The sequence below is a fragment of the Klebsiella sp. HMSC09D12 genome (genome assembly GCF_001808475.1).
Lineage (GTDB): Bacteria > Pseudomonadota > Gammaproteobacteria > Enterobacterales > Enterobacteriaceae > Klebsiella > Klebsiella oxytoca.
Window position 1 is genome coordinate 88,729 of sequence record NZ_KV793386.1, and the last position, 24,783, is coordinate 113,511.

Below are 24,783 nucleotides of genomic sequence, written 5' to 3' on the forward strand. Positions count from 1 at the left end.
CGCCAACGCAGGCGATAACCGCATCCGGCAGGCGTCCTTCTTTCTCCAGGATCTGCGCTTTAGTCTCTTCGCCAATCATCCGCTGGAATTCACGCACGATGGTCGGGAACGGATGCGGGCCAGCGGCGGTGCCGAGCATGTAGTGGGCTTTTTCATAGCTGCCTGACCAGTCGCGCAAAGCCTCGTTACAGGCATCTTTCAGGGTGGATGAGCCGCTATGTACCGGGATCACTTCCGCACCCATCAAGCGCATGCGGAAGACGTTCGGCGACTGGCGTTCGATATCTTTGGCGCCCATATAGATGCGGCACTTCAGGCCGAGCAGGGCGCTGGCAAGGGCTGAGGCAACGCCGTGCTGACCGGCGCCGGTTTCGGCGATAATTTCCGTTTTGCCCATGCGTTTTGCCAGCAGCGCCTGGCCGAGCACCTGATTAGTTTTGTGTGCGCCGCCGTGCAGCAGATCTTCCCGCTTCAGATACAGGGTCGTGCGCGTACCTTCGGTGAGGTTACGGCATTGGGTCAGCGCCGTCGGGCGACCGGCGTAGTTTTTAAGCAGGTCGCTAAATTCGGCCTGGAATGCAGGATCTTTCTGCGCGCTGACGAAGGCTTCTTCCAGCTGGCGCAGGGCAGGCATCAGGATCTGCGGAACGTACATCCCGCCGAATTCGCCGAAATAGGGATTCAGTAAAGTACTCATTGTTGCTCCTTAATATGCGCGCAGCGTTTGAAACACCGAGGCCAGCTTGCTGGCATCTTTAATACCCGGCTGTGACTCTACGCCTGAATTAAAATCGAGTCCGGCACAGCCGCTTTTCGCGGCTTCCACACAGTTATCGGCGCCGAGGCCGCCAGCCAACAGAACGTTACGCAGATCCTGGCCTTGCAGCAGAGACCAGTCGAAACGCTGGCCGGTGCCGCCCTGACCATTGTCGAGAACGTATTTGTCGACATGATTCAGATTGCGCGGCGGTAGCGTTTCGCCAACGCTGAGGGCTTTCCAGATTTGTACCTTGCCCGGTAATTCGGCGCGCAGGGCGTCGATATAGGCCTGGTCTTCGCTACCGTGGAGTTGCACAGCGGCTAAGCTCAGATTTTTCGCGCGGGCAATCACTTCCGCCACCGGCGAATTGCGGAACACGCCGACATAGCTCAGAGGCGCGCTGGCAATTACCGCTTGCGCCTGAGCCTCGTTCACCGCTCGCGGCGACGTCGGAACGAAAATCAATCCGCCATAGATCGCGCCGGATTCATATGCCACCTGGGCATCCTGGGGGCGGGTCAGGCCGCAGACCTTATTCTCACCGAGCAGCACGCGTTTTACGGCGGCGTTCAGATCGTCATGCTCCATCAGGGCAGAACCAATCAGGAAGCCGTTGGCAAAGTGGCTTAATTCGCGCACTTCAGCATAAGTATGGATGCCGGACTCGCTGATGACCGTGACGCCATGACCGAGGCGGGGTGCCAGGGTGCGGGTGCGGTTGAGGTCAATCGACATATCGCGCAGATCGCGATTGTTGATGCCGACCACTTTAGCCTTCAGCGCAATTGCGCGCTCCAGTTCCTCTTCATTGCTCACTTCGGTCAACACGCCCATGTTCAGGCTATGCGCGACGGCGGAGAGCTGACGATACTGCTCATCGTCCAGCACCGAAAGCATCAGCAGACAGGCATCAGCCTGGTAGTAGCGCGCCAGGTAGATTTGATAAGGATCGATAGTAAAGTCCTTACACAGAATCGGCTGCGGCGCGACCTTGCTGACCATCGGCAGAAAATCGAAGCTGCCCTGGAAATACTTCTCATCGCAAAGCACTGAGATAGCCGAGGCATAGTGCTTGTAGACACCGGCGATGGCCGCCGGGTCAAAATCTTCGCGAATCAGGCCTTTCGATGGCGAGGCCTTTTTGCACTCAAGAATAAATGCGGTGCGGGTGCCGGCGAGGGCATCGTAAAAATTGCGCTGCGTCGGTACCACTTCATTTTGAAAACTGGCTAACGGTTGTTGTTGTTTGCGGGCTTCTACCCAAATCGCTTTGTCGGCCACGATTTTTGCTAAAACGGTCTGCATTATTTACCCTCTTGCCGCTAATGCGGTCACTCTGTCATAGGCCGCTCCGCTGTGCAGCACATCGATGACTTGCTGCGCGTTGGCCTTCAGGTCTTCGCGTCCATGTAAACGCATCAACATGGCGACGTTGGCGGCAACGGCGGCTTCGTGAGCGGCTTCACCTTTACCTTGTAGTAAGCGCGTAAGAATGTCACGGTTTTCTTCCGGCGTGCCGCCTGCCAGCTGCTCCTGATGATACGGCGTCAGGCCGAAGTCGGCGGCGGTCAACTGGTAGCTCTTGATCTGACCGTTGCTGAGCTCCGCGACCACCGTCGGCGCGTGCAGCGATACTTCATCCATACCGCCGCTATGTACCACGGCAGCTCGCTGGTAGCCCAGCACGCGCAGGGTTTCCGCAATCGGCAGCACCAGTTCCGGACTGTAGACGCCAATCAGCGCCAGCGGCGGATGCGCCGGGTTGATCAGCGGCCCGAGCACGTTGAACAGGGTACGGGTTTTGAGCTGCTGGCGTACCGGCATCGCGTGACGGAAGCCGGTGTGGTATTTCGGCGCAAACAGGAAGCAAACGCCCAGTTCATCCAGCGCCTGGCGAGATTTATCGGCATTCATATCGAGATTGATACCGAATGCTGCCAGCAGGTCGGAAGAACCGGACTTGCTCGACACGCTGCGGTTGCCGTGTTTGGCGACCTTCAGGCCGCAGGCGGCAGCCACAAACGCGCTGGCGGTTGAAATATTGATACTGTTGCTGCCGTCGCCGCCGGTACCGACGATATCGGCAAACGGATAATCCGGACGCGGGAACGGCGCGGCGTTTTCCAGCAGCGCGGTAGCGGCGCCGGCGATCTCCTGCGGATGCTCGCCGCGTACCTTCATGCTGACCAGCGCGGCGGCCAGCTGCTCAGGCTTCACTTCGCCGCGCACCACTGCGGAAAACAGCTGGTGGCTCTCCTGCTGGCTCAGGGTTTCTGCCTGATACAGTTTTTCCAGAATCGGCTGGAGGGTATTAGTCTGTTCCAGCTTCTGCAGCGCCCAGGCCAGAGTCTGTTCCAGCAGACGCGCCCCTTGGGTGGTCAGAATCGATTCAGGATGGAACTGGAAGCCGCAGACGCGATCCGCGTCGTGACGCACCGCCATGACCATGCCGTTAAAGTGGGCGTTGATCGTTAGTCCGGCCGGGATATTGCTGCCCACCAGCGAGTGGTAGCGGGCGACCGGCAGAGGATTACTCAGACCGGCAAACATCGCCTGGCCGTCGTGTTCAATGCTTGAAGCCTTGCCGTGAAGGATTTCACCGGCCTGGCCGACGTAGCCGCCGTAGGCTTCAACAATCGCCTGGTGACCGAGGCAGATGCCGATAATCGGCAGTTTACCGCGCATGCGGGTCAGCAGCTCCGGCATACAGCCCGCTTCGCTCGGGGTTCCCGGGCCCGGGGAGAGCATCAATACTGGATTGTCCATGGTGCCGATGCGCTCAATCAGCGCCTGCGCCGGGACGGAATTGCGATAAATCACCACGTTATGGCCGTTCGAACGCAGCTGGTCTGCCAGGTTATAGGTGAAAGAATCGATATTATCGAGCAGCAGAATGTCGGCCATTAGAAAATCTCCTTCGCGTGGTGGGCCTGGGCGATAGCGCGCAGCACCGCGCGAGCTTTATTGCGGGTTTCATCCGCTTCTGACTGGGGAACAGAGTCGAGCACGATACCGGCGCCGGCCTGCACCGTGGCGATGCCATCCTGCACGTAGGCAGAACGAATGACGATGCAGGTATCGAGGTCGCCATGGGCGGTGAAGTAGCCCACCGCGCCGCCGTAGCTGCCCCGGCGCTTGCCTTCGGCAGCGGCAATGAGCTGCATGGCGCGCACTTTCGGCGCTCCGCTGAGGGTGCCCATATTCATACAGGCGCGATAAGCATGCAGAACGTCGAGATCGCTGCGCAGCTCGCCAACCACGCGGGAGACAAGGTGCATCACGAAGGAGTAACGGTCGACTTTGGTTAAGTCGGCAACGTAGCGGCTTCCCGGCGTGCAGATGCGCGCGAGGTCGTTACGCGCAAGGTCAACCAGCATCAGATGCTCGGAGAGCTCTTTATGGTCGGTGCGCATCTCCAGCTCAATGCGGCTATCAAGATCGCGATCCAACGAACCGTCTGCACGGCGGCCGCGCGGACGAGTACCGGCAATCGGGTAGATCTCAATCTGACGGTTGGTGGCATCGTACTTAAGCGAGCTCTCCGGCGAAGCGCCGAACAGGGTGAAGTCGTTGTCCTGCATAAAGAACATGTACGGACTGGGGTTGCTCTTTTTCAGTACATCATAAGCGGCCAGCGGCGACGGGCAGGGCAGCGAGAAACGGCGCGAAGGTACCACCTGGAAAATCTCGCCCGCGCGGATGGCGCGCTGCATTTTACGCACCACGGCGCCGTACTCTTCGTCGCTCTGGTCGCAATCGCAGCGCATCTCGGCTACCGTCGTCACCGGCAGCGGCGCCGGCGGTTCGTTCAGCTGTTGACGAAGCTGAGCGATGCGCTGCAGCAGACGCTGCTTTTCGCTTTCCAGCGGGGTGAACAGGCTCGCCTGAATGCGTGTGTTTTTAGTCTGATGGTCGATAACCAGCAGCGTTTCCGCCAGGTAGAAGCAGTAATCCGGGCAGGCGGTGTCACTTTCCAGCGGCGGTAGGTTTTCAAAGCCGGCGACGAGGTCATAGGCGAACAGACCGCCGAAGAACATGGCTTCGCGTTCGTCCTGCGGTACGGTAATCAGTTCCTGCAGCAGGCGAAAGGCGTCGAATACCGACAGTGAACACAGACGGGCATCTTCATCTAACAGCGCGCTGACCGGCGGGAAAGTTAATACCCGACCGTTTGGCTGACGCTGGTTATTAATGCCTGAAGGCAGAGCGCTGTCCAACAGCTCCAGCAGCGCCGTGCCGTTAGCGGAAAGTGCGTGAATAGTGACAGTGTCACCTAGTGCGGTAATACGCAGCGCGCTATCCACCAGCAGCAGGCTTTTCAAATCATCCTTACTGTCGATATCCGCGGATTCCAGCAGCAGGGTGGCGGGACGCGCGCCGCATAGCTGGTGGAATAGCGCCGTCGGGTTTTCCCGATAGATGGCGTCGCTGGTGAGAAGCTCGAGTGCCGGTTTTGATGTTTGCATTGTTTGTTGTCGCCTGTTCGCTGTAATAATTTGTCCAATAAAAAGCCCGCTCATTGGCGGGCCGGGTATCTGTATGCTGAGTGCAAAACGCGATCACGCCGCCCGATAACAGGAGGTGCGCCACCAGCCGTGCAGAGTGATGAGTTGCGTTTTCATTGATGATACCCCTTCATGTGAACTTGCGTACTAGTTAACTAGTCCGAGAGATTAAAGTCAACCCCCGTTTGCAGATTTTCTCTATCAGTCGGTATGATGATGCGCTTATTACTATCCTTAATCCCTTAAGCTGCAGAACATCAGTCAATTTGCCTGTGACTTAAAGTATGACGGGTACAGGTTCATGTCCAGCAGGAGTCATCTTGAGCAACACCAACTACGCAGTGATTTACGACCTGCACAGCCATACCATTGCCTCTGACGGGCGACTGACTCCAGAAGAACTTGTCCATCGCGCGCATCAGATGCGCGTCGGCACCCTGGCGATAACCGATCACGATACCGTGGCGGCGATCCCCGCGGCCCGGGCGGAGATTGAACGCGCCGGTTTACCGTTGACGCTGATATCCGGAGTGGAAATCTCCACGCTGTGGGAAAACCATGAAATCCATATTGTCGGGCTGAATATTGATATCGCCCATCCGGCAATGACCGCGCTGCTTGATGAGCAGAAAGCGCGCCGCCAGATGCGGGGACAGCAGATTGCAGAGCGGCTGGAAAAAGCGCGGATCCCTGGCGCCTGGGAAGGGGCGCTGAAGCTGGCTGACGGCGGCGCGGTAACCCGCGGCCACTTCGCCCGCTTTCTGGTGGAGGCCGGCTATGCCAACAATATGGCTGACGTTTTTAAGAAGTATCTGGCGCGCGGGAAAACCGGTTACGTTCCGCCTCAGTGGTGTACAATAAAACAAGCGATTGATGTCATTCATCATTCCGGCGGTAAAGCGGTCATTGCCCATCCCGGACGCTACGACCTCTCTGCCAAGTGGCTGAAACGACTGTTGGCCCACTTTAGCGAGCAGGGAGGCGATGCGATGGAAGTCGCCCAGTGTCAGCAGGCGCCGCACGAACGGGCTCAGCTTGCCGCTTACGCCGTGCAGTATGGCCTTCATGCCTCGCAGGGGTCTGATTTTCATCAGCCCTGTCCGTGGATCGAGCTGGGCCGCAAACTTTGGCTACCCGCTGGCGTAGAAGGGATCTGGCGCAGTTGGGAAGTGGCCGTAGAACAAAATTGAGAGGGAAGTATGAGCCAGTTTTTTTATATCCATCCGGAAAACCCACAGGCGCGGTTGATTAACCAGGCGGTGGACATCGTGCGTAAAGGCGGGGTGATCGTCTATCCAACCGACTCCGGCTACGCCTTAGGCTGCAAAATTGAAGATAAAGGCGCGATGGAGCGGATTTGCCGAATTCGTAATCTGCCAAACGGCCACAACTTTACCCTGATGTGCCGCGATCTGTCCGAGCTGTCGACCTATTCATTCGTCGATAACGTCGCCTTCCGTCTGATTAAAAATAATACGCCGGGTAATTACACCTTTATCCTTAAGGGCACCAAAGAAGTCCCGCGCCGTCTGCTGCAGGATAAGCGTAAAACCATCGGTATGCGCGTACCGTCAAATCCGATTGCCCAGATGTTGCTGGAAACGCTCGGCGAGCCGATGCTTTCCACCTCGTTGATGCTGCCGGGCAGTGATTTTACCGAATCCGACCCGGAAGAGATCAAGGATCGTCTGGAGAAGCAGGTAGACCTGATTATTCACGGCGGCTATCTGGGACAACAGCCGACCACGGTTATCGATCTTACTGAAGACGTACCGGTGGTGGTGCGTGAAGGCGTGGGTGACGTGACGCCGTTCCTGTAATGGCCCTGTTTCCAGGGAAGGAAGGGGATACAGCGAACACCATCTTGCCGTTTGCTTTATACTGACATTCAGCGCTGCCTGATGTTTTATCCACTTTAAAAGAAGCTATGATGCCGCCTGGCATCTGTCTGCTTGCCATGCGCCTGCACCGAGGCGCGTGGTAAGTTGTGCTATGTGCGTAATGCAAAGAAGCATTCATCCTCAAGTTCGTGTACCATGTTCGGCCACGCGAGAGGCGTGTCTCTGTTATGTCTGCTGCGGTGACATAAAAAAACGACACGAGCCGATGCATCATTTATTTACAGAACAGGGTGTTAGGTTGAATTCTATCCGACTCCCTGTTTTTCGAAGTATACCAGACGCCTGGGAAGGCGACACCTTAAGGAAGCTCAATGAGCGAGAAATTACAAAAAGTGCTGGCCCGCGCTGGCCACGGCTCCCGCCGTGAAATCGAAGCCAAAATCGAAGCTGGCCGCGTCAGCGTCGATGGCAAAATCGCCACCCTTGGCGATCGCGTTGAAATTGTCCCGGGTTTAAAAATTCGCATCGACGGTCACCTGATTTCGGTGAAAGAGTCTGCGGAACAGATTTGTCGCGTGCTGGCTTACTATAAGCCGGAAGGCGAACTCTGTACCCGTAATGACCCGGAAGGACGTCCGACGGTGTTCGATCGCCTGCCAAAGCTGCGCGGCGCGCGCTGGATTGCCGTCGGCCGACTGGACGTTAATACCTGCGGTCTGCTGCTGTTTACCACCGACGGTGAGCTGGCGAATCGCCTGATGCACCCGAGCCGCGAAGTGGAACGTGAGTACGCGGTGCGCGTGTTCGGGCAGATCGATGATGACAAGCTGCGCCAGCTGGCTCGCGGCGTGCAGCTTGAAGACGGCCCGGCGGCGTTTAAAACTATCAAGTTTACCGGCGGCGAGGGGATCAACCAGTGGTACAACGTCACCCTTACGGAAGGCCGTAATCGCGAAGTTCGCCGCCTGTGGGAAGCCGTTGGTGTGCAGGTCAGCCGCCTGATCCGCGTGCGCTATGGCGATATTCTGTTGCCGAAAGGCCTGCCGCGCGGCGGCTATACCGAGCTGGACCTGGCGCAGACCAACTACCTGCGCGAGCTGGTCGAACTTGCGCCGGAAACCAGCTCTAAGGTTGCGGTTGAAAAAGACCGTCGCCGTATGAAAGCGAACCAGATTCGCCGTGCGGTTAAGCGCCACAGTCAGATGGGCAATAATAATAACAACCGTCGCTCCAGCAGCCGTAATAACGGTAACGGTTAATAATTTCAGTTCCGGCGGTTACCGCCGGAATTCTTCCTCCTGTGACTCCTTTCACACTTCTGCATAAAGACAAAAAACAGGAAATCCCCGGACAAATAACGCAAAGCGGTGCGCCAGGCAACGCCATATACTGAGGCCACTGATTACAAAAACAGGTAGCCTAAAATGGATACAGCAGGAAAACTATCGGCAAGCTATGTGGTTATCGGCGTTAAAGAAAAAATAGGTTATGGCTTTGGTGATTTTGCCTCTAATTTATCGTTCGGTTTTGTTTCTCTGTTCTTACTCTTTTTCTATACCAACATTTACGGCATTAGCGCCGTACAGGCGAGCCTGATTTTTGTTATTGCGCGCGTGGTTGATGCCGCTTTTAATATTCTGATTGGCTTTGCCATCGATAAAACCCACAGCCGTTACGGTAAACTACGCCCGTGGTTGTTATATGGCTCAATTCCGCTCGGCTTTTTAACGGTGCTCTGCTTTGTGCCATTCGGCGGTGAGGCAAAATTCTATTTTGCGCTGATCTCCTATACCATTTATTGCCTGGCGTATACGGCGGTGAATACGCCTTATTCGGCTCTGACTAATCGTCTGACCCAGCATGAAGCCTCCCGCTCATCGCTATCGGTATACCGGTTTGTGCTGGCGATTGTTGGCTATCTGATTGTTTCCACTACTGCCGATATGCTGATTTCCCCGTTTAGTGATAAGCAACTGGGCTACGTCTTTGCGGTCTCTTGCTTTGCGCTGCTGGCGACCTTTTTGTTCCTTGCCTGTTTCGGAATGACCAAAGAGCGCGTTGGCGAGGAAGAGGAAACTCCCGCGCCGACGCTGCGGGAAATGTTGAAGGCGGTGGCAGGCAATGCGCCGCTTATTAACCTCTCGATGTTTACCGTCTTTTTTTATATTGCCTATACCGTGTGGATGGCGATTGCTATTTACTTCATTAAATACATTATTGGCAGCGAAGGTTTTACGTCGACCTTCTTTATGATTCAGTCCGCAGCGTATATTGTCGGCACCGTTATTTCGGAAAAAATCATTGCGCTGATAGGTAAAAAGAAAATGACTCTGGTGGCGCTGTTGATCGGCATTGTCGGCGTACTTATGCAATATTTTATCGCTGGCGACAATATCTGGCTGATTATGACTGGGGTATGCTTGTACAGCATTACGCTGGGGATGGGCTTTGTTTCCATGTGGTCAATGATTGCCGATACCGTGGAATATGCCGAGTGGCACCATGGGGTGCGTACCGAAGGCGCCATCTACGGCTTCTTTAATTTCATCACCAAAATAGCAATGGCTATCGGCGGCGGCTGTGCGGGATGGATGCTGGACTATTATCACTATGACGCGGGTAACATTACCGCCAGCGCAATTAACGGTATTAACGTACTGATGACGCTATTCCCCGGCGCGATGTTTGCTCTCAGCGCCATATTTGTCGCGTGCTATTCGCTGGATGAAAAAACCTATCGCGATATTGTGCAAAAAATCAGCCTGCGTAAACAGAACGCGCTTTAACCTCAGGGAGCCAGAGAGATGAATAACGATTTTAATACCACCCTCGCCGCGATGAGCATCGAAGATAAAGTGGCGCTACTGACCGGCAGCGGCCTGTGGCGTACCGCGTCGCTACCGCAGCACGGTATCGAAGATATCATTATGACCGACGGTACCTATGGCGTTCGCTACAGCAGCGCGCAGATTGATGGCCGGGAAAAGTGGAGCATGGATGATTTTATTTCGATCATCACCCAAACAGCAGACCAGGCCAGCGCGGAAGAACCTACCGCGAAAGGGGGAAGCGAGGCGCTCTTCAGTACGTCGCTCCCGGCGACCTGCTTTCCTAACGGTTCCAGCCTGGCGTGCAGTTGGGACGTGGAACTGGTGCATCAGATGGGGCAGGCGCTGGGAAGAGAGTGCCAGCATATGGGGGTTGGGATTCTGCTCGGACCGGGCATTAACATCCGCCGTACGCCGCTGGCTGGTCGAGGCTATGAATATTATGCCGAAGACCCGGTGGTCAGCGGCGACATTGCTGCTGCGCTGATCAACGGTCTGCAGCAGGAGGGCGTCGGCGCCAGCCTGAAACACTTTGCGGCGAACAACTCCGAGTACCGCCGTACGGAAATGGATTCGATCATTGAAGAACGGGCGCTGCGGGAAATCTACCTGGCGGGTTTCCAGCGGGCGATTACAAAATCCCAGCCGTGGACGGTCATGTCTTCGTACAATCGTCTTAACGGCGTACAAACTTCGCAGGATCCGTTTTTACTCACTCAGGTATTGCGCGATGAGTGGGGATATGACGGCCTGGTCATGTCCGACTGGTACGGTATTAAAGATCGCCCGGCATCGCTGATGGCGGGTAACGATCTGGCGATGCCGGAAACCCGCCGCGATAAACAAACTCTGCTGGCGGCTATTGAATCCGCAGAGGTGCCGATGGCGGTGGTAGACCGCGCCTGTCTACGCATGCTGAAACTGCTCGACAAGGTTCAGCGCCATCGCCGCCCGGAAACGCGAGCCGATTTCCCGGCGCACCACGCGCTGGCGCAGCGCCTGGCCGGCGAATCCATTGTCTTGCTGAAAAACGAAGATAGTCTGCTGCCGCTGCATCCGGAGAAAACACCGCGTATTGCGGTGCTGGGTAAACCAGCCCAGGAGCCGGTGATCCAGGGGTCCGGATGCGCGACAACGGTGCCGTATCTGCTCGACCGCCCGCTGGATGAAATTTTCGATCTCGCCGGGGACGATTTTAGCGTCTCATGGGCCGTAGGCGCGCCGGACGATCTGCGCAGCGATGAACAGGCGCTGTCGCAGGCCTGCCGGGTCGCTCAGGAAGCTAACGTGGCGGTGATTTTCGTCAGTACCGCCGTGGGTGAAGATGGTGAAAATGGCGATCGTCAGGATCTGAATATTCTGCCGGTGCATGAACGGTTGATTCGCGAAGTGGCGGCAGTCCAGCCGAATATCGTAGTGGTGCTGGCAAATAGCGATGCGGTGGTGATGCCGTGGCTTGGCGAGTGCAAGGCGCTGCTGGAAACGTTTTTTGCCGGACAAGGAATGGGGCGCGCGGTTGCGGAAATCCTCTTCGGCCAGCGCAACCCTTGCGGTAAATTGACGGTGACGGTGCCCAATACGCTGGAGGAAACGCCGGCCTGGCTGCACTATCCGGGCGAAAACCTGCGCCATCATTACGGAGAAGGGCTTTTTGTCGGCTATCGCTATTACGACAAGCGTTGTCTGACGCCGCAGTTTCCCTTCGGTTTTGGCTTAAGCTATACCCGGTTTGCTTACGATAATATTGCGCTCTCAGCCTCCCGTGTAGGCGCAAGCGAGACGCTTACCGTTTCGTTCGATCTGACCAACTGCGGAGAGTATGCAGGCAAGGAGATAGTTCAGCTGTACGTGAGCGCGCCTCAGGGAGAGCTGATTCGCGAAGTGCAGTCATTAAAAGCCTTCAGTAAAGTGGCGCTGGCCGCAGGGGAGTGCCGCCGGGTCAGCCTGCAGCTGCCCATCGGCGACCTGGCCTGCTATCATCCTGGCCTCGGCGACTGGGTCGTGACGCCGGGGCTCTGGCAGATCCGAGTCGGCGGCTCATCGCGGGATCTGCCGCTGACGGCGGAAATCGAAGTGGACTGCCCGCAGCGGTACGTCCCGCTTCGCGATGATAATTCGCTGCAGCAGCTGATTCAGCAGCCGGAAGCTTTTGCCCGGGTAGTCAAGTTGATTGCCGATAAGAGCCAGATGCCTGCGGAACAGGTCCGTGAAAAACTGATCCGCCTGGCGCCGGATTTGTTCTGCGGGCTGCTGATTGCGCTGACCGAGTTTCTGGCGCTGGATATTGAGCGCGACGAACTTAACGCCGTGCTGACAGGGCGCTGATCGTTGCCAATGACAGGAGAGTGCGCATGTTTCCTTTTTCAGTGACTCACCCCGGTTCGCTCACGCAGAGCGGACGACAGACGGCGAACAGCGGCTACGAGCTGATTGCCTTCGATGCCGAGAAGCTGAACGTGTTTGCCGCGGAGGTTCGCTACTGCGAGCCGCACTGGCATCCGGCTCCTGAGCTGATTACCGTACTGGCAGGGCGGTTTACGCTCGCCGTCGGCCAGCAGAGCCTGGAGCTGGCGCAGGGGGACATGCTGTACATCAATGCGGAAGAGGTTCATTCCCTCAACGCGGAGGCGGCGGGCAGCCAACTGGTCACCGTTCAGTTTTCGCCCGGCCTGTTTGACGAACTTCACCCCTCGCCGCAGCTGGAATGGAGTACCTGCGGACGATCTTACACTGCGGCGGACAGTGAAGTGCATCAGCGGCTGGCGGGGTTACTGAAACAGCTGATCGACAACCCTGCGCCGTTTCAGCGTATCGCGGCCATTTATCTGTTACTGGATGCGTTAGTCTCCGCTGGCAAGCCGACGCAGCGCGGCGAAAGTTCGCTGCGCGACGAGGCGATGATCAAAAAAGGCATAGATTTTATTAATCAACACTTTGACCAGCCGCTGACGCTGAGCGAGGTCGCCTGCCATAGCGGGATGAGCTACTCCTGGTTTTCGCGGCTGTTTAAAAAGGTGAGTCGCTATAATTTTAAAGAGTATCTGACGCTGGTGCGGCTAAACAAAGCCCGCACGCTGTTGCGCGATACCCGTACGCCGATTACCGAGATTAGCCACAGCTGCGGATTTCAGGAGCATAAATACCTGATTGCCGCCTTTAATAAATACTGCGGCGTTACGCCGACCGAATATCGCAAGCGCTTCGTTTCACGGCAAAATATTGTCGAAAGCGAACTGGCGCCGGGGGAGGATTGCCTGTGTCTGCCGCTCAACCATGCGCTGCTTGAGCGGCTGGTGGCTAGTAGTCGATCCCCATCTGCGCTTTGATACCGGCATCAAACGCGTGTTTCACCGGACGTAGTTCGCTGACGGTATCGGCCAGTTCGGTAATTTCACGGTGGCAGCCGCGTCCGGTAATAATCACCGTCTGCTGCGCCGGACGGTTGCGTAACGCGGTAAGCACCTCTTCCAGCGGCAGATAGTCGTAGGCCACCATATAGGTGAGCTCGTCCAGTAAAACGAGATCGAGGCTTTCATCGGCCAGCATGCGGCGCCCGTGCTCCCAGACCGCGAGGCAGGCGGCGGTATCGCTTTCGCGATCCTGCGTATTCCAGGTAAAACCGGTCGCCATCACCTGAAACTCGACGCCGTGGGGTTCGAGCAGATTGCGCTCGCCGTTCGGCCAGGTGCCTTTAATAAACTGCACGACGCCAGCTTTCTTACCGTGCCCGACGGCGCGGGTGACGGTACCGAAGGCGGCAGTCGTTTTACCCTTACCGTTGCCGGTAAAAACGATCACGATACCGCGCTCTTCCTGCGCGGCGGCGACGCGAGCGTCAACTTTGTCTTTTACCCGCTGCTGGCGTTCGCGGTGGCGTTCATCACTCATTGTGCGATTCCTGGTTTGCGGCCCGGCTGGGCGTCAAAAGTCATTCCCGTCTTACGACGACTGTCGTCGCCCATCAGCCACAGGTATACCGGCATGATATCAGCGGGGGTTTTCAATTTTTGCGGATCTTCCGTCGGGAACGCATTGGCGCGCATTTTGGTGCGGGTGCCGCCTGGGTTAATGCAGTTGACCCGCAGATGGCGGTTCTGATACTCCTCGGCCAGCACCTGCATCATGCCTTCGGTAGCAAATTTCGACGCGGCGTAAGCGCCCCAGTTCGCACGTCCCTGGCGGCCGACGCTGGAGGAGGTAAAGACCAGCGAACCCGATTCGGATTTGAGTAATAAAGGAAGCAGGGCCTGGGTGAGCATAAAGGTGCCGTTCACGTTCACCTGCATCACCTGCTGCCACACTTCCGGCTTTTGTTGATCCATCGGGCAAACGTCGCCCAGCAGACCCGCGTTATGTAGCACTCCGTCGAGGCGCGGGTAGTGGATGGCTATTTTCTGCGCCAGCTGCTGGCACTCCTGCGGCGTGCAGGTTAACAGGTCGAGAGTAAACCAGCTGGCGGGAATGCCGCCAGCCTGCTCATTCTCTTGCGCGACGCCGCGCAGTTTCTCTTCATTGCGTCCGACCAGAATAACGCTGGCGCTATAGCGGGAATAGGTCAGGGCGGCTTCACGGCCAATGCCGTCGCTGGCGCCGGTAACCAGGATGATGCGGTCCTGTAACAGGTGACGTTGCGGTTGATAGTGCACGGCGACTCCTCGGGCGATCTGCTGACGATCGCGCTTGCTGTTCGGTATCTCACTTTTGCGCTTTATGCCTGAAAGCGCCCGCTAATGCAATCGGCGAAGCGGAAACTCTTCGCGGAATTAATATCTTGCAACGATTTCATCGTCGCTGAAAAAAACAGGAAGGCGCCTCGCACGCGACACAAAGCACAAAGACTTCTCGCCGACGGCTGATGTACACTGTGCGCCAACGTCAGTGGTTTACACAAGGTGAAAACGTGGAATTAGTTGCTCAATATGGCCTGTTTTTGGCCAAAATCGCGACCATCGTTGTCGCAATTGCGGTTATCGTCGCCATTATTGTTAACCTGACTCAGCGCAAAAAACAGCGCGGCGAGCTGCGGGTAACCAATCTTAGCGAGCAATATAAAGAGATGAAGGAAGAGCTGGCGGTTTCGTTGCTCGATGCGCCGCAGCAGAAGCTGTGGCATAAAGCGCAAAAGAAAAAGCTTAAGCAGGAAGCTAAGGCGTCTAAGGCGCGGGCGAAGCTGGGGACGCCTGAGCCGGACGCCAAACCGCGCGTCTGGGTGATCGATTTTAAAGGCAGTATGGATGCGCATGAAGTCAGCAGTCTGCGCGAAGAGATCACCGCGGTTCTGGCGGCGGCAAAGGCGCGCGATCAGGTGGTCATTCGCCTCGAAAGCCCCGGCGGCGTGGTTCACGGCTATGGTCTTGCCGCTTCACAGCTGCAGCGTCTGCGTGACAAACAGATCCCGCTAACGGTGGCGGTTGATAAAGTCGCGGCCAGCGGCGGTTATATGATGGCCTGCGTGGCGAACAGAATCGTCTGTGCGCCGTTTGCTATCCTTGGCTCTATTGGCGTCGTCGCGCAAATCCCGAACCTTCATCGCTTCCTGAAGAATAAAGATATCGATATTGAGCTGCATACGGCAGGCCAGTACAAACGTACCCTGACGATGCTGGGCGAAAATACCGAAGAAGGGCGTCAGAAGTTCCGCGAAGACCTCAACGATACCCATCGACTGTTCAAAGATTTTGTTCACCAGATGCGTCCCGAACTCGATATTGAACAGGTAGCCACTGGCGAACACTGGTACGGCGTTCAGGCGCTGGAGAAGGGGCTTGTGGATGCGGTGGAAACCAGCGATGAGCTACTGTTGGGTCTGATGGATAAACACGAGGTGATCGGCGTGCGCTATCAGCAGCGTAAGAAAATGCTCGATCGTTTTACCGGTAGCGCCGCGGAAAGCGCTGATAAACTCCTGCTGCGCTGGTGGCAGCGCGGGCAAAAACCGCTGATGTAATCCAGACAACGCGAGGCTTCGGCCTCGCGTTTTCGTCAGGGCCGGGCAGAAGTGTTAATCCGCCAGGTGATACTTATCAGACAGTTCGTGCGCGAGGTATTTAAACATATTAAATACCGCCGTACTTTTCGCCGTGGGCAGTCCTTGCTCATCAAGATAAAACTCGCCGCTGAACACCAGCACGCCGTTACGCTGCACGACGTCGGTGGCCTCGATCCCGGCTAACGTATCTTCATGTTCGCGAATGAGTTTGTTGGCTTTTTCCAGAAGCGTCTGGCGATCGATGGGTTGGGTTGTACCTTGCATAAATGCCTCCTGTGATTCTTCGCGGGTAGTCTACGCCGCGCGACGGCGAGGGGCAAATTTTCCATTGATCTTACAGGGGTAATTGCAGGCGCCGAATAAACATCAGTTAGTGGCGGGATTTGCTTTTGCATGCTAATAAAGTTGCGTAACGAATTTTATCAGGTACAGTGTGACGCTTTCAGCGATCTGGCAACAGATTTGCTTGACATTCGGCCAAAAATTATTCGTGCTATGTCGCCTGGCAAGAAAAAGCCAGCAAACTCAGCTATCTGGTTTTATGGATGTGAAACCGGTGCAAAGGGTTGATATCCATCGACAACGACGCAACATAGGTTGTGACGTGTCGCCAGTGGATGGTGAATCAATGTGCGATGTATTCCTGGATGAATCAAATTAGGTAAAGGTGAATATGGGTAAAGCTCTCGTTATCGTTGAGTCCCCGGCAAAAGCCAAAACGATCAATAAGTATCTGGGTAATGACTACGTGGTTAAGTCCAGCGTCGGTCATATCCGCGATTTGCCGACCAGTGGCTCAGCATCTAAAAAGAGCGCCGACTCTACCTCCACCAAAGGGGCTAAAAAGCCTAAGAAGGATGAACGCGGCGCTCTGGTCAACCGTATGGGCGTGGACCCATGGCATGACTGGAATGCGCACTATGAAATACTCCCGGGTAAAGAAAAGGTCGTTTCTGAACTCAAACAGTTGGCGGAAAAAGCCGACCACATCTATCTCGCAACCGACCTTGACCGCGAAGGGGAGGCCATTGCATGGCACCTGCGGGAAGTTATCGGTGGTGATGAACAGCGCTATAGCCGCGTGGTGTTCAACGAGATTACCAAGAATGCTATCCGTCAGGCTTTCGAAAAGCCGGGCGAACTGAATATTGACCGTGTTAACGCTCAGCAGGCGCGTCGCTTTATGGACCGCGTAGTGGGCTATATGGTTTCTCCGCTGCTGTGGAAAAAAATTGCCCGCGGTCTGTCCGCAGGCCGCGTCCAGTCGGTTGCGGTACGTCTGGTGGTCGAGCGCGAGCGCGAAATTAAAGCGTTCGTTCCGGAAGAGTACTGGGAAGTTGACGCCAGCACCACCACCCCAGGCGGCGATGCATTGCCGCTGCAGGTAACGCACAACGGCGATAAGCCGTTCCGTCCGGTAAGCCGTGATGAAACCATGGCGGCCGTCGCGCTGCTTGAAAAAGCCAGCTACAGCGTGCTGGAGCGTGAAGACAAACCGACCAGCAGCAAGCCGGGCGCGCCGTTTATCACCTCCACGCTGCAGCAGGCCGCCAGCACGCGTCTTGGCTTCGGCGTGAAGAAAACCATGATGATGGCCCAGCGACTCTATGAAGCGGGACACATTACCTATATGCGTACCGACTCGACGAACCTGAGCCAGGATGCGCTGAGCATGGTGCGCGGCTACATTGGCGATAACTTCGGCAAGAAGTATCTGCCGGAGAGCGCGAATCAGTACGCCAGCAAAGAAAACTCACAGGAGGCGCACGAAGCTATTCGTCCTTCCGACGTCAACGTGCTGGCCGAAACCTTAAAAGATATGGAATCTGATGCGCAGAAACTGTATCAGCTGATCTGGCGCCAGTTTGTCGCCTGTCAGATGACTCCTGCGCAGTACGACTCCACCACGCTGACGGTAAAAGCCGGCGATTTCAAACTGAAAGCCCGCGGCCGTACGCTGCGCTTTGACGGTTGGACTAAGGTGATGCCAGCCCTGCGTAAAGGCGATGAAGATCGTACTTTACCGCTGGTCAATAAGGGCGACAGCCTGAGCCTGGTCGAACTGACGCCAGCGCAGCACTTTACCAAGCCGCCGGCGCGTTTTAGCGAAGCCTCGCTGGTTAAAGAGCTCGAAAAACGCGGCATCGGCCGTCCGTCTACCTATGCGTCAATCATTTCGACCATTCAGGATCGCGGCTACGTACGAGTGGAAAACCGCCGTTTCTATGCGGAAAAAATGGGCGAAATCGTCACCGATCGACTGGAAGAGAACTTCCGCGATCTGATGAACTACGACTTCACCGCGCAGATGGAAGACCGTCTTGACCAGGTGGCGAACCATCAGGCCGAGTGGAAGCAGGTGCTCGACAGCTTCTTCGGGGACTTCACTTCGCAGCTGCAAACGGCAGAGAAAGATCCGGAAGAGGGCGGCATGCAGCCGAACCCTATGGTGCTGACCAGCATTGACTGCCCAACCTGCGGGCGCAAGATGGGGATCAGGACCGCCAGCACCGGCGTGTTCCTTGGCTGCTCGGGCTATGCGCTGTCGCCGAAAGAGCGCTGCAAAACCACCATTAACCTGGTGCCGGAAAACGAAGTCCTCAACGTGCTGGAAGGCGATGACGCCGAAACCAATGCATTGCGGGCCAAACGTCGCTGTAAAAAATGCGGCACGGCAATGGACAGCTACCTTATCGATCCGAAGCGCAAGCTGCACGTCTGCGGTAATAACCCGACCTGCGATGGTTACGAGATTGAAGAGGGCGAATTCCGCATCAAGGGCTATGACGGTCCGATCGTTGAGTGTGAGAAATGTGGCTCCGAAATGCACCTGAAAATGGGGCGTTTTGGTAAGTACATGGCCTGCACCAACGACGAGTGTAAAAACACCCGTAAGATCCTGCGTAATGGGGAAGTGGCTCCGCCGAAAGAAGATCCGGTTCCGCTGCCGGAACTGCCGTGCGAGAAGTCAGACGCCTATTTCGTCCTGCGCGACGGCGCGGCCGGCGTATTCCTTGCCGCCAATACTTTCCCGAAATCCCGCGAAACTCGCGCGCCGCTTGTGGAAGAGCTGTTCCGCTTCCGCGATCGTCTGCCTGAGAAGCTGCGCTATCTGGCCGATGCGCCGCAGCAGGATCCGGAAGGCAACAAAACGCTGGTGCGCTTTAGCCGCAAAACTAAACAGCAGTACGTTGCTTCTGAGAAAGAGGGTAAAGCGACCGGCTGGTCAGCCTTCTATATCGACGGTAAATGGACCGAAGCGAAGAAATAACCTCTCCTGAGGGCCGCGTTGCGGCCCTTCATTCATTTCCCAGGTGACTGATCTCCCACGTTAATCTGCTTTTTTATCTCCCGCCTTATAACTGTCTTATTATTTTTTGTTAGTATCTATACATAGTAGATATAAATGATATAGTGGTTATAGCTAATCTCTTTTTTATTATCAAATCGTCTTATACATCATCGTCTTCAGGATACGTTGTGGCGTCTAAATGGCGAGTCGCAGAGAGGCAGAGCCAGACTGGATTGCCAGCCGGATCGTCGCCTGAACGTAAAATGTATTAAGCGGGTTCATTTTACGCGCTATCGGATATCAGCCATGAAACTACAGCAGCTCCGCTATATCGTTGAGGTTGTTAACCATAATCTGAACGTCTCCTCTACTGCCGAAGGTCTGTATACCTCACAGCCGGGCATCAGCAAGCAGGTTCGCATGCTGGAAGATGAGCTGGGAATTCAGATTTTCGCCCGCAGCGGCAAACATCTGACCCAGGTTACTCCTGCGGGCCAGGAGATCATCCGCATCGCTCGCGAAGTACTGTCGAAGGTGGATGCGATTAAATCGGTGGCCGGAGAGCACACCTGGCCTGACAAAGGTTCGCTGTACGTGGCGACCACGCATACCCAGGCGCGCTACGCGCTGCCGGGGGTTATCAAAGGTTTTATCGAACGCTATCCCCGCGTCTCGCTGCACATGCATCAGGGCTCGCCAACGCAAATCGCCGAGGCGGTGTCGAAAGGCAATGCCGACTTCGCTATCGCTACGGAAGCGCTTCATCTCTATGATGATTTGGTCATGCTGCCGTGCTATCACTGGAACCGTTCCGTGGTCGTGACGCCTGAACATCCGCTGGCGTCGCGAGAGTCGGTATCGATTGAAGAGCTGGCGCAGTACCCATTGGTGACCTACACCTTCGGTTTCACCGGTCGTTCTGAACTGGATACCGCCTTTAATCGCGCCGGTTTAACCCCGCGCATCGTGTTTACCGCGACTGACGCCGATGTGATTAAAACCTATGTCCGCCTGGGGCTTGGGGTAGGGGTAATAGCCAGTATGGCGGTCGACCCGGTTTCCGATCCGGACCTGGTCAAGCTGGACGCCAACGATATATTCAGCCACAGCACCACCAAAATAGGCTTCCGGCGCAGCACCTTCTTACGAAGCTATATGTATGATTTTATTCAACGATTTGCACCGCATCTGACCCGAGACGTGGTCGATACCGCGGTCGCTCTGCGCTCAAATGAAGATATTGAGGCCATGTTCAAAGATATTAAGTTACCGGAAAAATAACCGCAGAAAAAATGATGGCATCCTCACGGGGATGCCAAAACCTATAATGACCTGAATTTGAATATCTAAACGTTGTCTGAATCACAATTTTCGTTAACTCCTCATACCAGATTTGCAAATATACCTGTCGCGATCAAAATAATGATTAAAGATATCTGCCGGGAAGCGAATTCGCTGGATTAATAGCGCATCCATAATTAAGATTTATCTGTGGTTAGCAATTCTTAGCGATTGGTGGTGAAAAAATGATTAGTGATATCGATTATATGAAGTTTACGATGTCACAGGAACGTGACAAGACTGAGATAGATCCGGTTTTGAGAAGTAAGGCCTGGAGCGCCGTTATCCTTGGGCTTGCGATGTTCTGGAGCGTCATTGCTCTGGTTATCTGCAACGTTTGGTTTCTAAGCTAGAGCACCTGCCAGTCAAAATGGTTGTGTCAGTTTTATGACAAGTGAAATATTGAGAATAATTTCCATCTGATAAAAATAGCGGCAATAAGGAGGATATAATCTTTCTCTTTTTAGATTCGCTCAATAAATTTTCTCTATTGGACTAATCGGCAAAATAATGGCGATTAGTCCTTCTTTGTACTCGCGTACTAATACACCTCGGTTGTTGAAGTAAACGCACCTTCTTCAATGCTTCTCAATATTACCACCCTCTATTATTCAAATTTCCTGTCTTAATCCGCTTAACCAATTTTAGCAATTTGAGTTGTTATCAAAGTGTTACATCAAAGATGTGTTATCTTTAATAATGACCCTGAGGAGGATCAGGGGATGCTATCCCTAAGGTAAAGGAGGAGCTATGTCGTCAACCCTACGAGCAGCCAGCAAGGATTCGCTTCAGGTTAAAGATAAAACCTGGCATTACTACAGCTTACCGCTGGCCGCCAAAGAACTGGGCGATCTCTCGCGCTTGCCCAAATCACTTAAAGTGCTACTGGAAAATCTGTTGCGCTGGCAGGACGGTGATTCCGTCACCGCCGAAGATATTGATGCCCTTGCCGGATGGCTGGAGCATGCCCATGCCGACCGGGAAATTGCCTACCGTCCAGCGCGCGTTCTGATGCAGGACTTCACCGGTGTTCCCGCCGTCGTCGATCTGGCGGCGATGCGCGAAGCGGTAAAACGCCTGGGAGGCGACACCGCCAAAGTGAACCCGCTTTCTCCTGTCGACCTGGTCATTGACCATTCGGTTACGGTAGACCGTTTCGGTGATGATGATGCCTTTGAAGAAAACGTCCGGCTTGAGATGGAGCGTAACCATGAGCGCTATGTCTTCTTACGCTGGGGACAACAGGCTTTCAGCCGCTTCAGCGTGGTGCCGCCGGGCACCGGGATTTGCCACCAGGTTAACCTGGAATATCTCGGTCGGGCGGTATGGGGCGAACAGCAAAACGGCGAGTGGGTAGCCTTCCCGGACACGCTGGTCGGTACCGATTCACATACCACAATGATTAACGGTTTAGGCGTACTCGGCTGGGGCGTGGGCGGTATCGAAGCGGAAGCCGCCATGCTTGGACAGCCGGTATCCATGCTGATACCGGACGTCGTCGGCTTTAAGCTGACCGGCAAGCTACGTGAAGGTATCACCGCGACGGACCTGGTCCTGACGGTCACTCAGATGCTGCGTAAACATGGCGTAGTAGGTAAGTTTGTTGAATTCTACGGCGATGGCCTCGATTCCCTGCCGCTGGCGGACCGTGCGACTATCGCTAATATGTCGCCGGAGTATGGCGCAACCTGCGGCTTCTTCCCGATTGATGCGGTCACGCTTGACTATATGCGCCTGACCGGGCGCAGTGAAGAGCAGGTGGCGCTGGTGGAAGCCTATGCGAAAGCCCAGGGGATGTGGCGTCAGCCCGGAGATGAACCGGTCTTCACCAGCACGCTGGCGCTGGATATGGGTAGCGTCGAAGCCAGTCTGGCAGGGCCGAAGCGTCCCCAGGACCGCGTGGCTCTCGGCGATGTGCCTCATGCCTTTGCTGCCAGCACCGAACTGGAGGTGAACCACGCGCAGAAAGATAAGCGACCAATCGACTATACCTTAAACGGGCAGCAGTACTCGCTACCGGACGGGGCGGTGGTGATTGCTGCGATCACCTCCTGTACGAATACTTCCAACCCCAGCGTGCTGATGGCCGCTGGCTTGCTGGCGAGGAAAGCTGTCGAGCTGGGCCTCAAACCGCAGCCGTGGGTTAAAGCATCGCTGGCGCCGGGATCGAAGGTGGTTTCCGACTATCTGGCCCATGCAAAGCTGACGCCCTATCTGGATGAGCTGGGATTTAACCTGGTCGGTTACGGCTGTACCACCTGTATCGGTAACTCTGGGCCGCTGCCGGATCCCATTGAGCGGGCAATCAAGCAGGGCGATCTGACCGTCGGGGCCGTGCTTTCCGGCAACCGCAACTTTGAAGGACGTATTCATCCGCTGGTAAAAACTAACTGGCTGGCTTCACCGCCGCTGGTGGTCGCCTACGCTCTGGCGGGTAATATGAATCTTGACCTGACGCGTGAACCATTAGGGACCGGTAAAGAGGGTCAGCCGGTGTATCTGAAAGATATCTGGCCGAGCGGCAGCGAAGTGGCCCAGGCGGTTGAGCAGGTCTCAACGGAGATGTTCCGCAAAGAGTACGCTGAAGTATTTGAAGGGACCGCCGAGTGGAAGGCGATTAAAGTGGATCGCTCTGATACCTACGACTGGCAGGATGATTCGACCTATATTCGTCTGTCGCCCTTCTTTGATGAAATGGGCGTTGAACCTGAACCGGTGGAGGATATTCATGGCGCGCGCATTCTGGCCATGCTGGGCGACTCGGTTACCACCGACCACATCTCACCGGCGGGCAGCATTAAAGCCGACAGTCCTGCGGGGCGTTATCTGCAGAATCACGGCGTCGAACGCATCGACTTTAACTCCTACGGCTCACGTCGCGGCAACCATGAGGTGATGATGCGCGGCACCTTTGCCAACATCCGTATACGTAACGAAATGGTGCCCGGCGTGGAAGGGGGAATGACCCGCCATCTTCCGGATAGCCAGCCTATTGCTATCTACGATGCTGCAATGCTCTATAAAGCGGAGGGCACGCCGCTGGCGGTCATTGCCGGCAAAGAGTACGGTTCCGGCTCCAGCCGCGACTGGGCGGCTAAAGGCCCGCGTTTGCTGGGCGTCAGGGTGGTGATTGCCGAGTCATTCGAGCGTATCCACCGCTCCAACCTGATTGGTATGGGGATTCTGCCGCTGGAGTTTCCGCAAGGGGTAACGCGCAAAACGCTGGGGCTGAACGGCGAGGAGCGGATTGATATCAGCAACCTGCAGGCTCTACAGCCAGGTATGACGGTACCGGTCAAGCTCACCCGCGCGGACGGTAGTCAGGAGGTCATTGAGTGCCGCTGCCGTATCGATACCGCGACTGAGCTGACCTACTATCAGAACGACGGTATTTTGCACTATGTGATCCGCAATATGCTCTAAACCTGCGTCTGATATAAAAAGGGCCAGCATATGCTCTGGCCCTTTTCTTATTAATGCGGCGGATTATTTACTCAGCAGGTGGCCCATTTTCGCCGCCTTGGTATCGAGATAGTGGGCATTTTTCGGGTTGCGGCCCACGATCAGCGGCACGCGTTCGACAATGTTGATTCCGGCTTCGGTAAGGATCTCAACCTTCTTCGGATTGTTGGTCAACAGACGCACCTGTTCAACGTTTAGCAGCTTAAACATATCCGCGCACAGGGTAAAATCACGCTCATCGGCGGCAAAGCCCAGCTGATGATTAGCCTCGACGGTGTCATAACCTTGATCCTGTAAAGCGTAAGCGCGAATTTTATTCAGCAGGCCGATATTGCGCCCTTCCTGCCGGTGATACAGCAGGATACCGCGCCCCTCTTCGGCAATATGCGACAGCGCCGCTTCCAGCTGAAATCCGCAATCACAGCGCAGGCTAAAAAGGGCATCGCCCGTGAGACACTCAGAGTGTACGCGGGCCAGCACCGGGGATTGCCCCGAAATATCGCCGAAAACCAGCGCGACGTGATCCTGCCCGGTTGCCAGTTCTTCAAAACCCACCATGAGAAAATCGCCCCATGGGGTTGGCAGTTTGGCTTCTGCCACACGTTTAAGCTGCATGTGATTCTCCAGATTCTATCAGCACCTGACTGTGCTTCTGTTTGCCGCTATTTTGCCACAACGGCGCGACGTTCTCCTAATTGCGTACGGTTACCTGCGCGCAAAGCGCACAAACGAACTACTTTCCGTTATGATATTGAGGTCAAAGAA

General features: G+C 55.5%; 19 protein-coding genes and 1 other annotated feature. Of the genes, 11 read left to right on the top strand and 8 right to left on the bottom strand.

Annotated features, from left to right (window positions below; genetic code table 11):
* From HMPREF3178_RS31485 to HMPREF3178_RS02365, 4 genes are all read right to left on the bottom strand, one after another.
* On the bottom strand, positions 1-697 hold a 697-nt coding region (locus HMPREF3178_RS31485; protein ID WP_228705116.1), incomplete at its 3' end, for a pyridoxal-phosphate dependent enzyme.
* 9 nt (positions 698-706) lie between these two features.
* On the bottom strand, positions 707-2,065 hold the full coding sequence (gene trpCF, locus HMPREF3178_RS02355) for a bifunctional indole-3-glycerol-phosphate synthase TrpC/phosphoribosylanthranilate isomerase TrpF (protein ID WP_017146065.1): 1,359 nt from the start codon (positions 2,063-2,065) through the stop codon (positions 707-709).
* 3 nt (positions 2,066-2,068) lie between these two features.
* Entirely contained in the window at positions 2,069-3,664 is a 1,596-nt protein-coding gene (gene trpD, locus HMPREF3178_RS02360) for a bifunctional anthranilate synthase glutamate amidotransferase component TrpG/anthranilate phosphoribosyltransferase TrpD (protein WP_017146064.1), read from the bottom strand.
* Complete coding sequence (locus HMPREF3178_RS02365) at positions 3,664-5,226, bottom strand: anthranilate synthase component 1 (RefSeq protein WP_004101370.1); 1,563 nt, start codon at positions 5,224-5,226, stop codon at positions 3,664-3,666. Before HMPREF3178_RS02365 ends, trpD begins: the two co-directional genes overlap by 1 nt.
* A 36-nt stretch (positions 5,227-5,262) precedes the next feature.
* Positions 5,263-5,358 (bottom strand) — a sequence feature (Trp leader region).
* Positions 5,359-5,585: 227 nt separating this feature from the next.
* Here HMPREF3178_RS02365 and rnm point away from each other — a divergent pair.
* The 6 genes from rnm (at position 5,586) to HMPREF3178_RS02395 (ending at position 13,260) form a co-directional block, all read left to right on the top strand.
* Positions 5,586-6,455, top strand: a complete 870-nt coding sequence (rnm, locus tag HMPREF3178_RS02370) for an RNase RNM (RefSeq protein ID WP_004112415.1) — start codon at positions 5,586-5,588, stop codon at positions 6,453-6,455.
* Positions 6,456-6,464: 9 nt separating this feature from the next.
* Positions 6,465-7,085 carry an L-threonylcarbamoyladenylate synthase gene (locus tag HMPREF3178_RS02375; protein WP_004101372.1) on the top strand — a complete coding sequence of 207 codons (621 nt, stop codon included), beginning with the start codon at positions 6,465-6,467 and terminating at the stop codon, positions 7,083-7,085.
* Between the two features lie 392 nt (positions 7,086-7,477).
* Positions 7,478-8,365 (top strand): 23S rRNA pseudouridine(2605) synthase RluB, encoded by an 888-nt coding sequence (rluB, locus tag HMPREF3178_RS02380; RefSeq protein ID WP_004101377.1) that lies wholly within the window; start codon positions 7,478-7,480, stop codon positions 8,363-8,365.
* Between the two features lie 165 nt (positions 8,366-8,530).
* A complete protein-coding gene (locus HMPREF3178_RS02385) occupies positions 8,531-9,892 on the top strand; it encodes an MFS transporter (RefSeq protein ID WP_004101378.1) in 1,362 nt (453 codons plus the stop codon).
* A gap of 18 nt (positions 9,893-9,910) precedes the next feature.
* The gene (locus tag HMPREF3178_RS02390; protein ID WP_017146063.1) at positions 9,911-12,259 is read left to right on the top strand and encodes a beta-glucosidase; all 2,349 of its coding nucleotides are present in this window, start codon (positions 9,911-9,913) and stop codon (positions 12,257-12,259) included.
* Positions 12,260-12,285: 26 nt separating this feature from the next.
* Positions 12,286-13,260, top strand: a complete 975-nt coding sequence (locus HMPREF3178_RS02395) for a helix-turn-helix transcriptional regulator (RefSeq protein ID WP_004101380.1) — start codon at positions 12,286-12,288, stop codon at positions 13,258-13,260.
* Here the strand turns inward: HMPREF3178_RS02395 and cobO are convergent.
* Together cobO and HMPREF3178_RS02405 are read right to left on the bottom strand one after the other, a co-directional pair.
* Positions 13,232-13,822, bottom strand: coding sequence for a cob(I)yrinic acid a,c-diamide adenosyltransferase (cobO, locus tag HMPREF3178_RS02400; protein ID WP_004101381.1), 591 nt, complete (start codon positions 13,820-13,822; stop codon positions 13,232-13,234). The genes HMPREF3178_RS02395 and cobO overlap by 29 nt on opposite strands.
* Positions 13,819-14,580, bottom strand: a complete 762-nt coding sequence (locus tag HMPREF3178_RS02405; protein ID WP_017146062.1) for a YciK family oxidoreductase — start codon at positions 14,578-14,580, stop codon at positions 13,819-13,821. The genes cobO and HMPREF3178_RS02405 overlap by 4 nt, the downstream gene beginning before the upstream one ends.
* A gap of 254 nt (positions 14,581-14,834) precedes the next feature.
* Here HMPREF3178_RS02405 and sohB point away from each other — a divergent pair, with 254 nt between their 5' ends.
* Positions 14,835-15,881, top strand: a complete 1,047-nt coding sequence (gene sohB / locus HMPREF3178_RS02410; RefSeq protein ID WP_016808521.1) for a protease SohB — start codon at positions 14,835-14,837, stop codon at positions 15,879-15,881.
* A 54-nt stretch (positions 15,882-15,935) separates the two neighbouring features.
* Here the strand turns inward: sohB and HMPREF3178_RS02415 are convergent, their stop codons facing one another.
* Positions 15,936-16,187 (bottom strand): YciN family protein, encoded by a 252-nt coding sequence (locus tag HMPREF3178_RS02415; protein WP_004101388.1) that lies wholly within the window; start codon positions 16,185-16,187, stop codon positions 15,936-15,938.
* A 409-nt stretch (positions 16,188-16,596) separates the two neighbouring features.
* Between HMPREF3178_RS02415 and topA the strand changes: the two genes are divergently transcribed.
* The 4 genes from topA (at position 16,597) to acnA (ending at position 23,979) form a co-directional block, all read left to right on the top strand.
* Positions 16,597-19,194: a type I DNA topoisomerase gene (gene topA, locus HMPREF3178_RS02420; protein WP_004101389.1), complete on the top strand. Its 2,598-nt coding sequence runs from the start codon at positions 16,597-16,599 to the stop codon at positions 19,192-19,194.
* A gap of 327 nt (positions 19,195-19,521) precedes the next feature.
* A complete protein-coding gene (gene cysB / locus HMPREF3178_RS02425) occupies positions 19,522-20,496 on the top strand; it encodes an HTH-type transcriptional regulator CysB (protein ID WP_004101390.1) in 975 nt (324 codons plus the stop codon).
* A gap of 245 nt (positions 20,497-20,741) precedes the next feature.
* Entirely contained in the window at positions 20,742-20,909 is a 168-nt protein-coding gene (locus HMPREF3178_RS29315) for a YmiA family putative membrane protein (RefSeq protein WP_004101391.1), read from the top strand.
* 397 nt (positions 20,910-21,306) lie between these two features.
* Positions 21,307-23,979, top strand: coding sequence for an aconitate hydratase AcnA (acnA, locus tag HMPREF3178_RS02430; protein ID WP_070584985.1), 2,673 nt, complete (start codon positions 21,307-21,309; stop codon positions 23,977-23,979).
* A gap of 63 nt (positions 23,980-24,042) precedes the next feature.
* Here acnA and ribA read toward each other — a convergent pair whose 3' ends face one another.
* Positions 24,043-24,633: a GTP cyclohydrolase II gene (ribA, locus tag HMPREF3178_RS02435; RefSeq protein WP_004101393.1), complete on the bottom strand. Its 591-nt coding sequence runs from the start codon at positions 24,631-24,633 to the stop codon at positions 24,043-24,045.
* Positions 24,634-24,783: the final 150 nt, after the last annotated feature.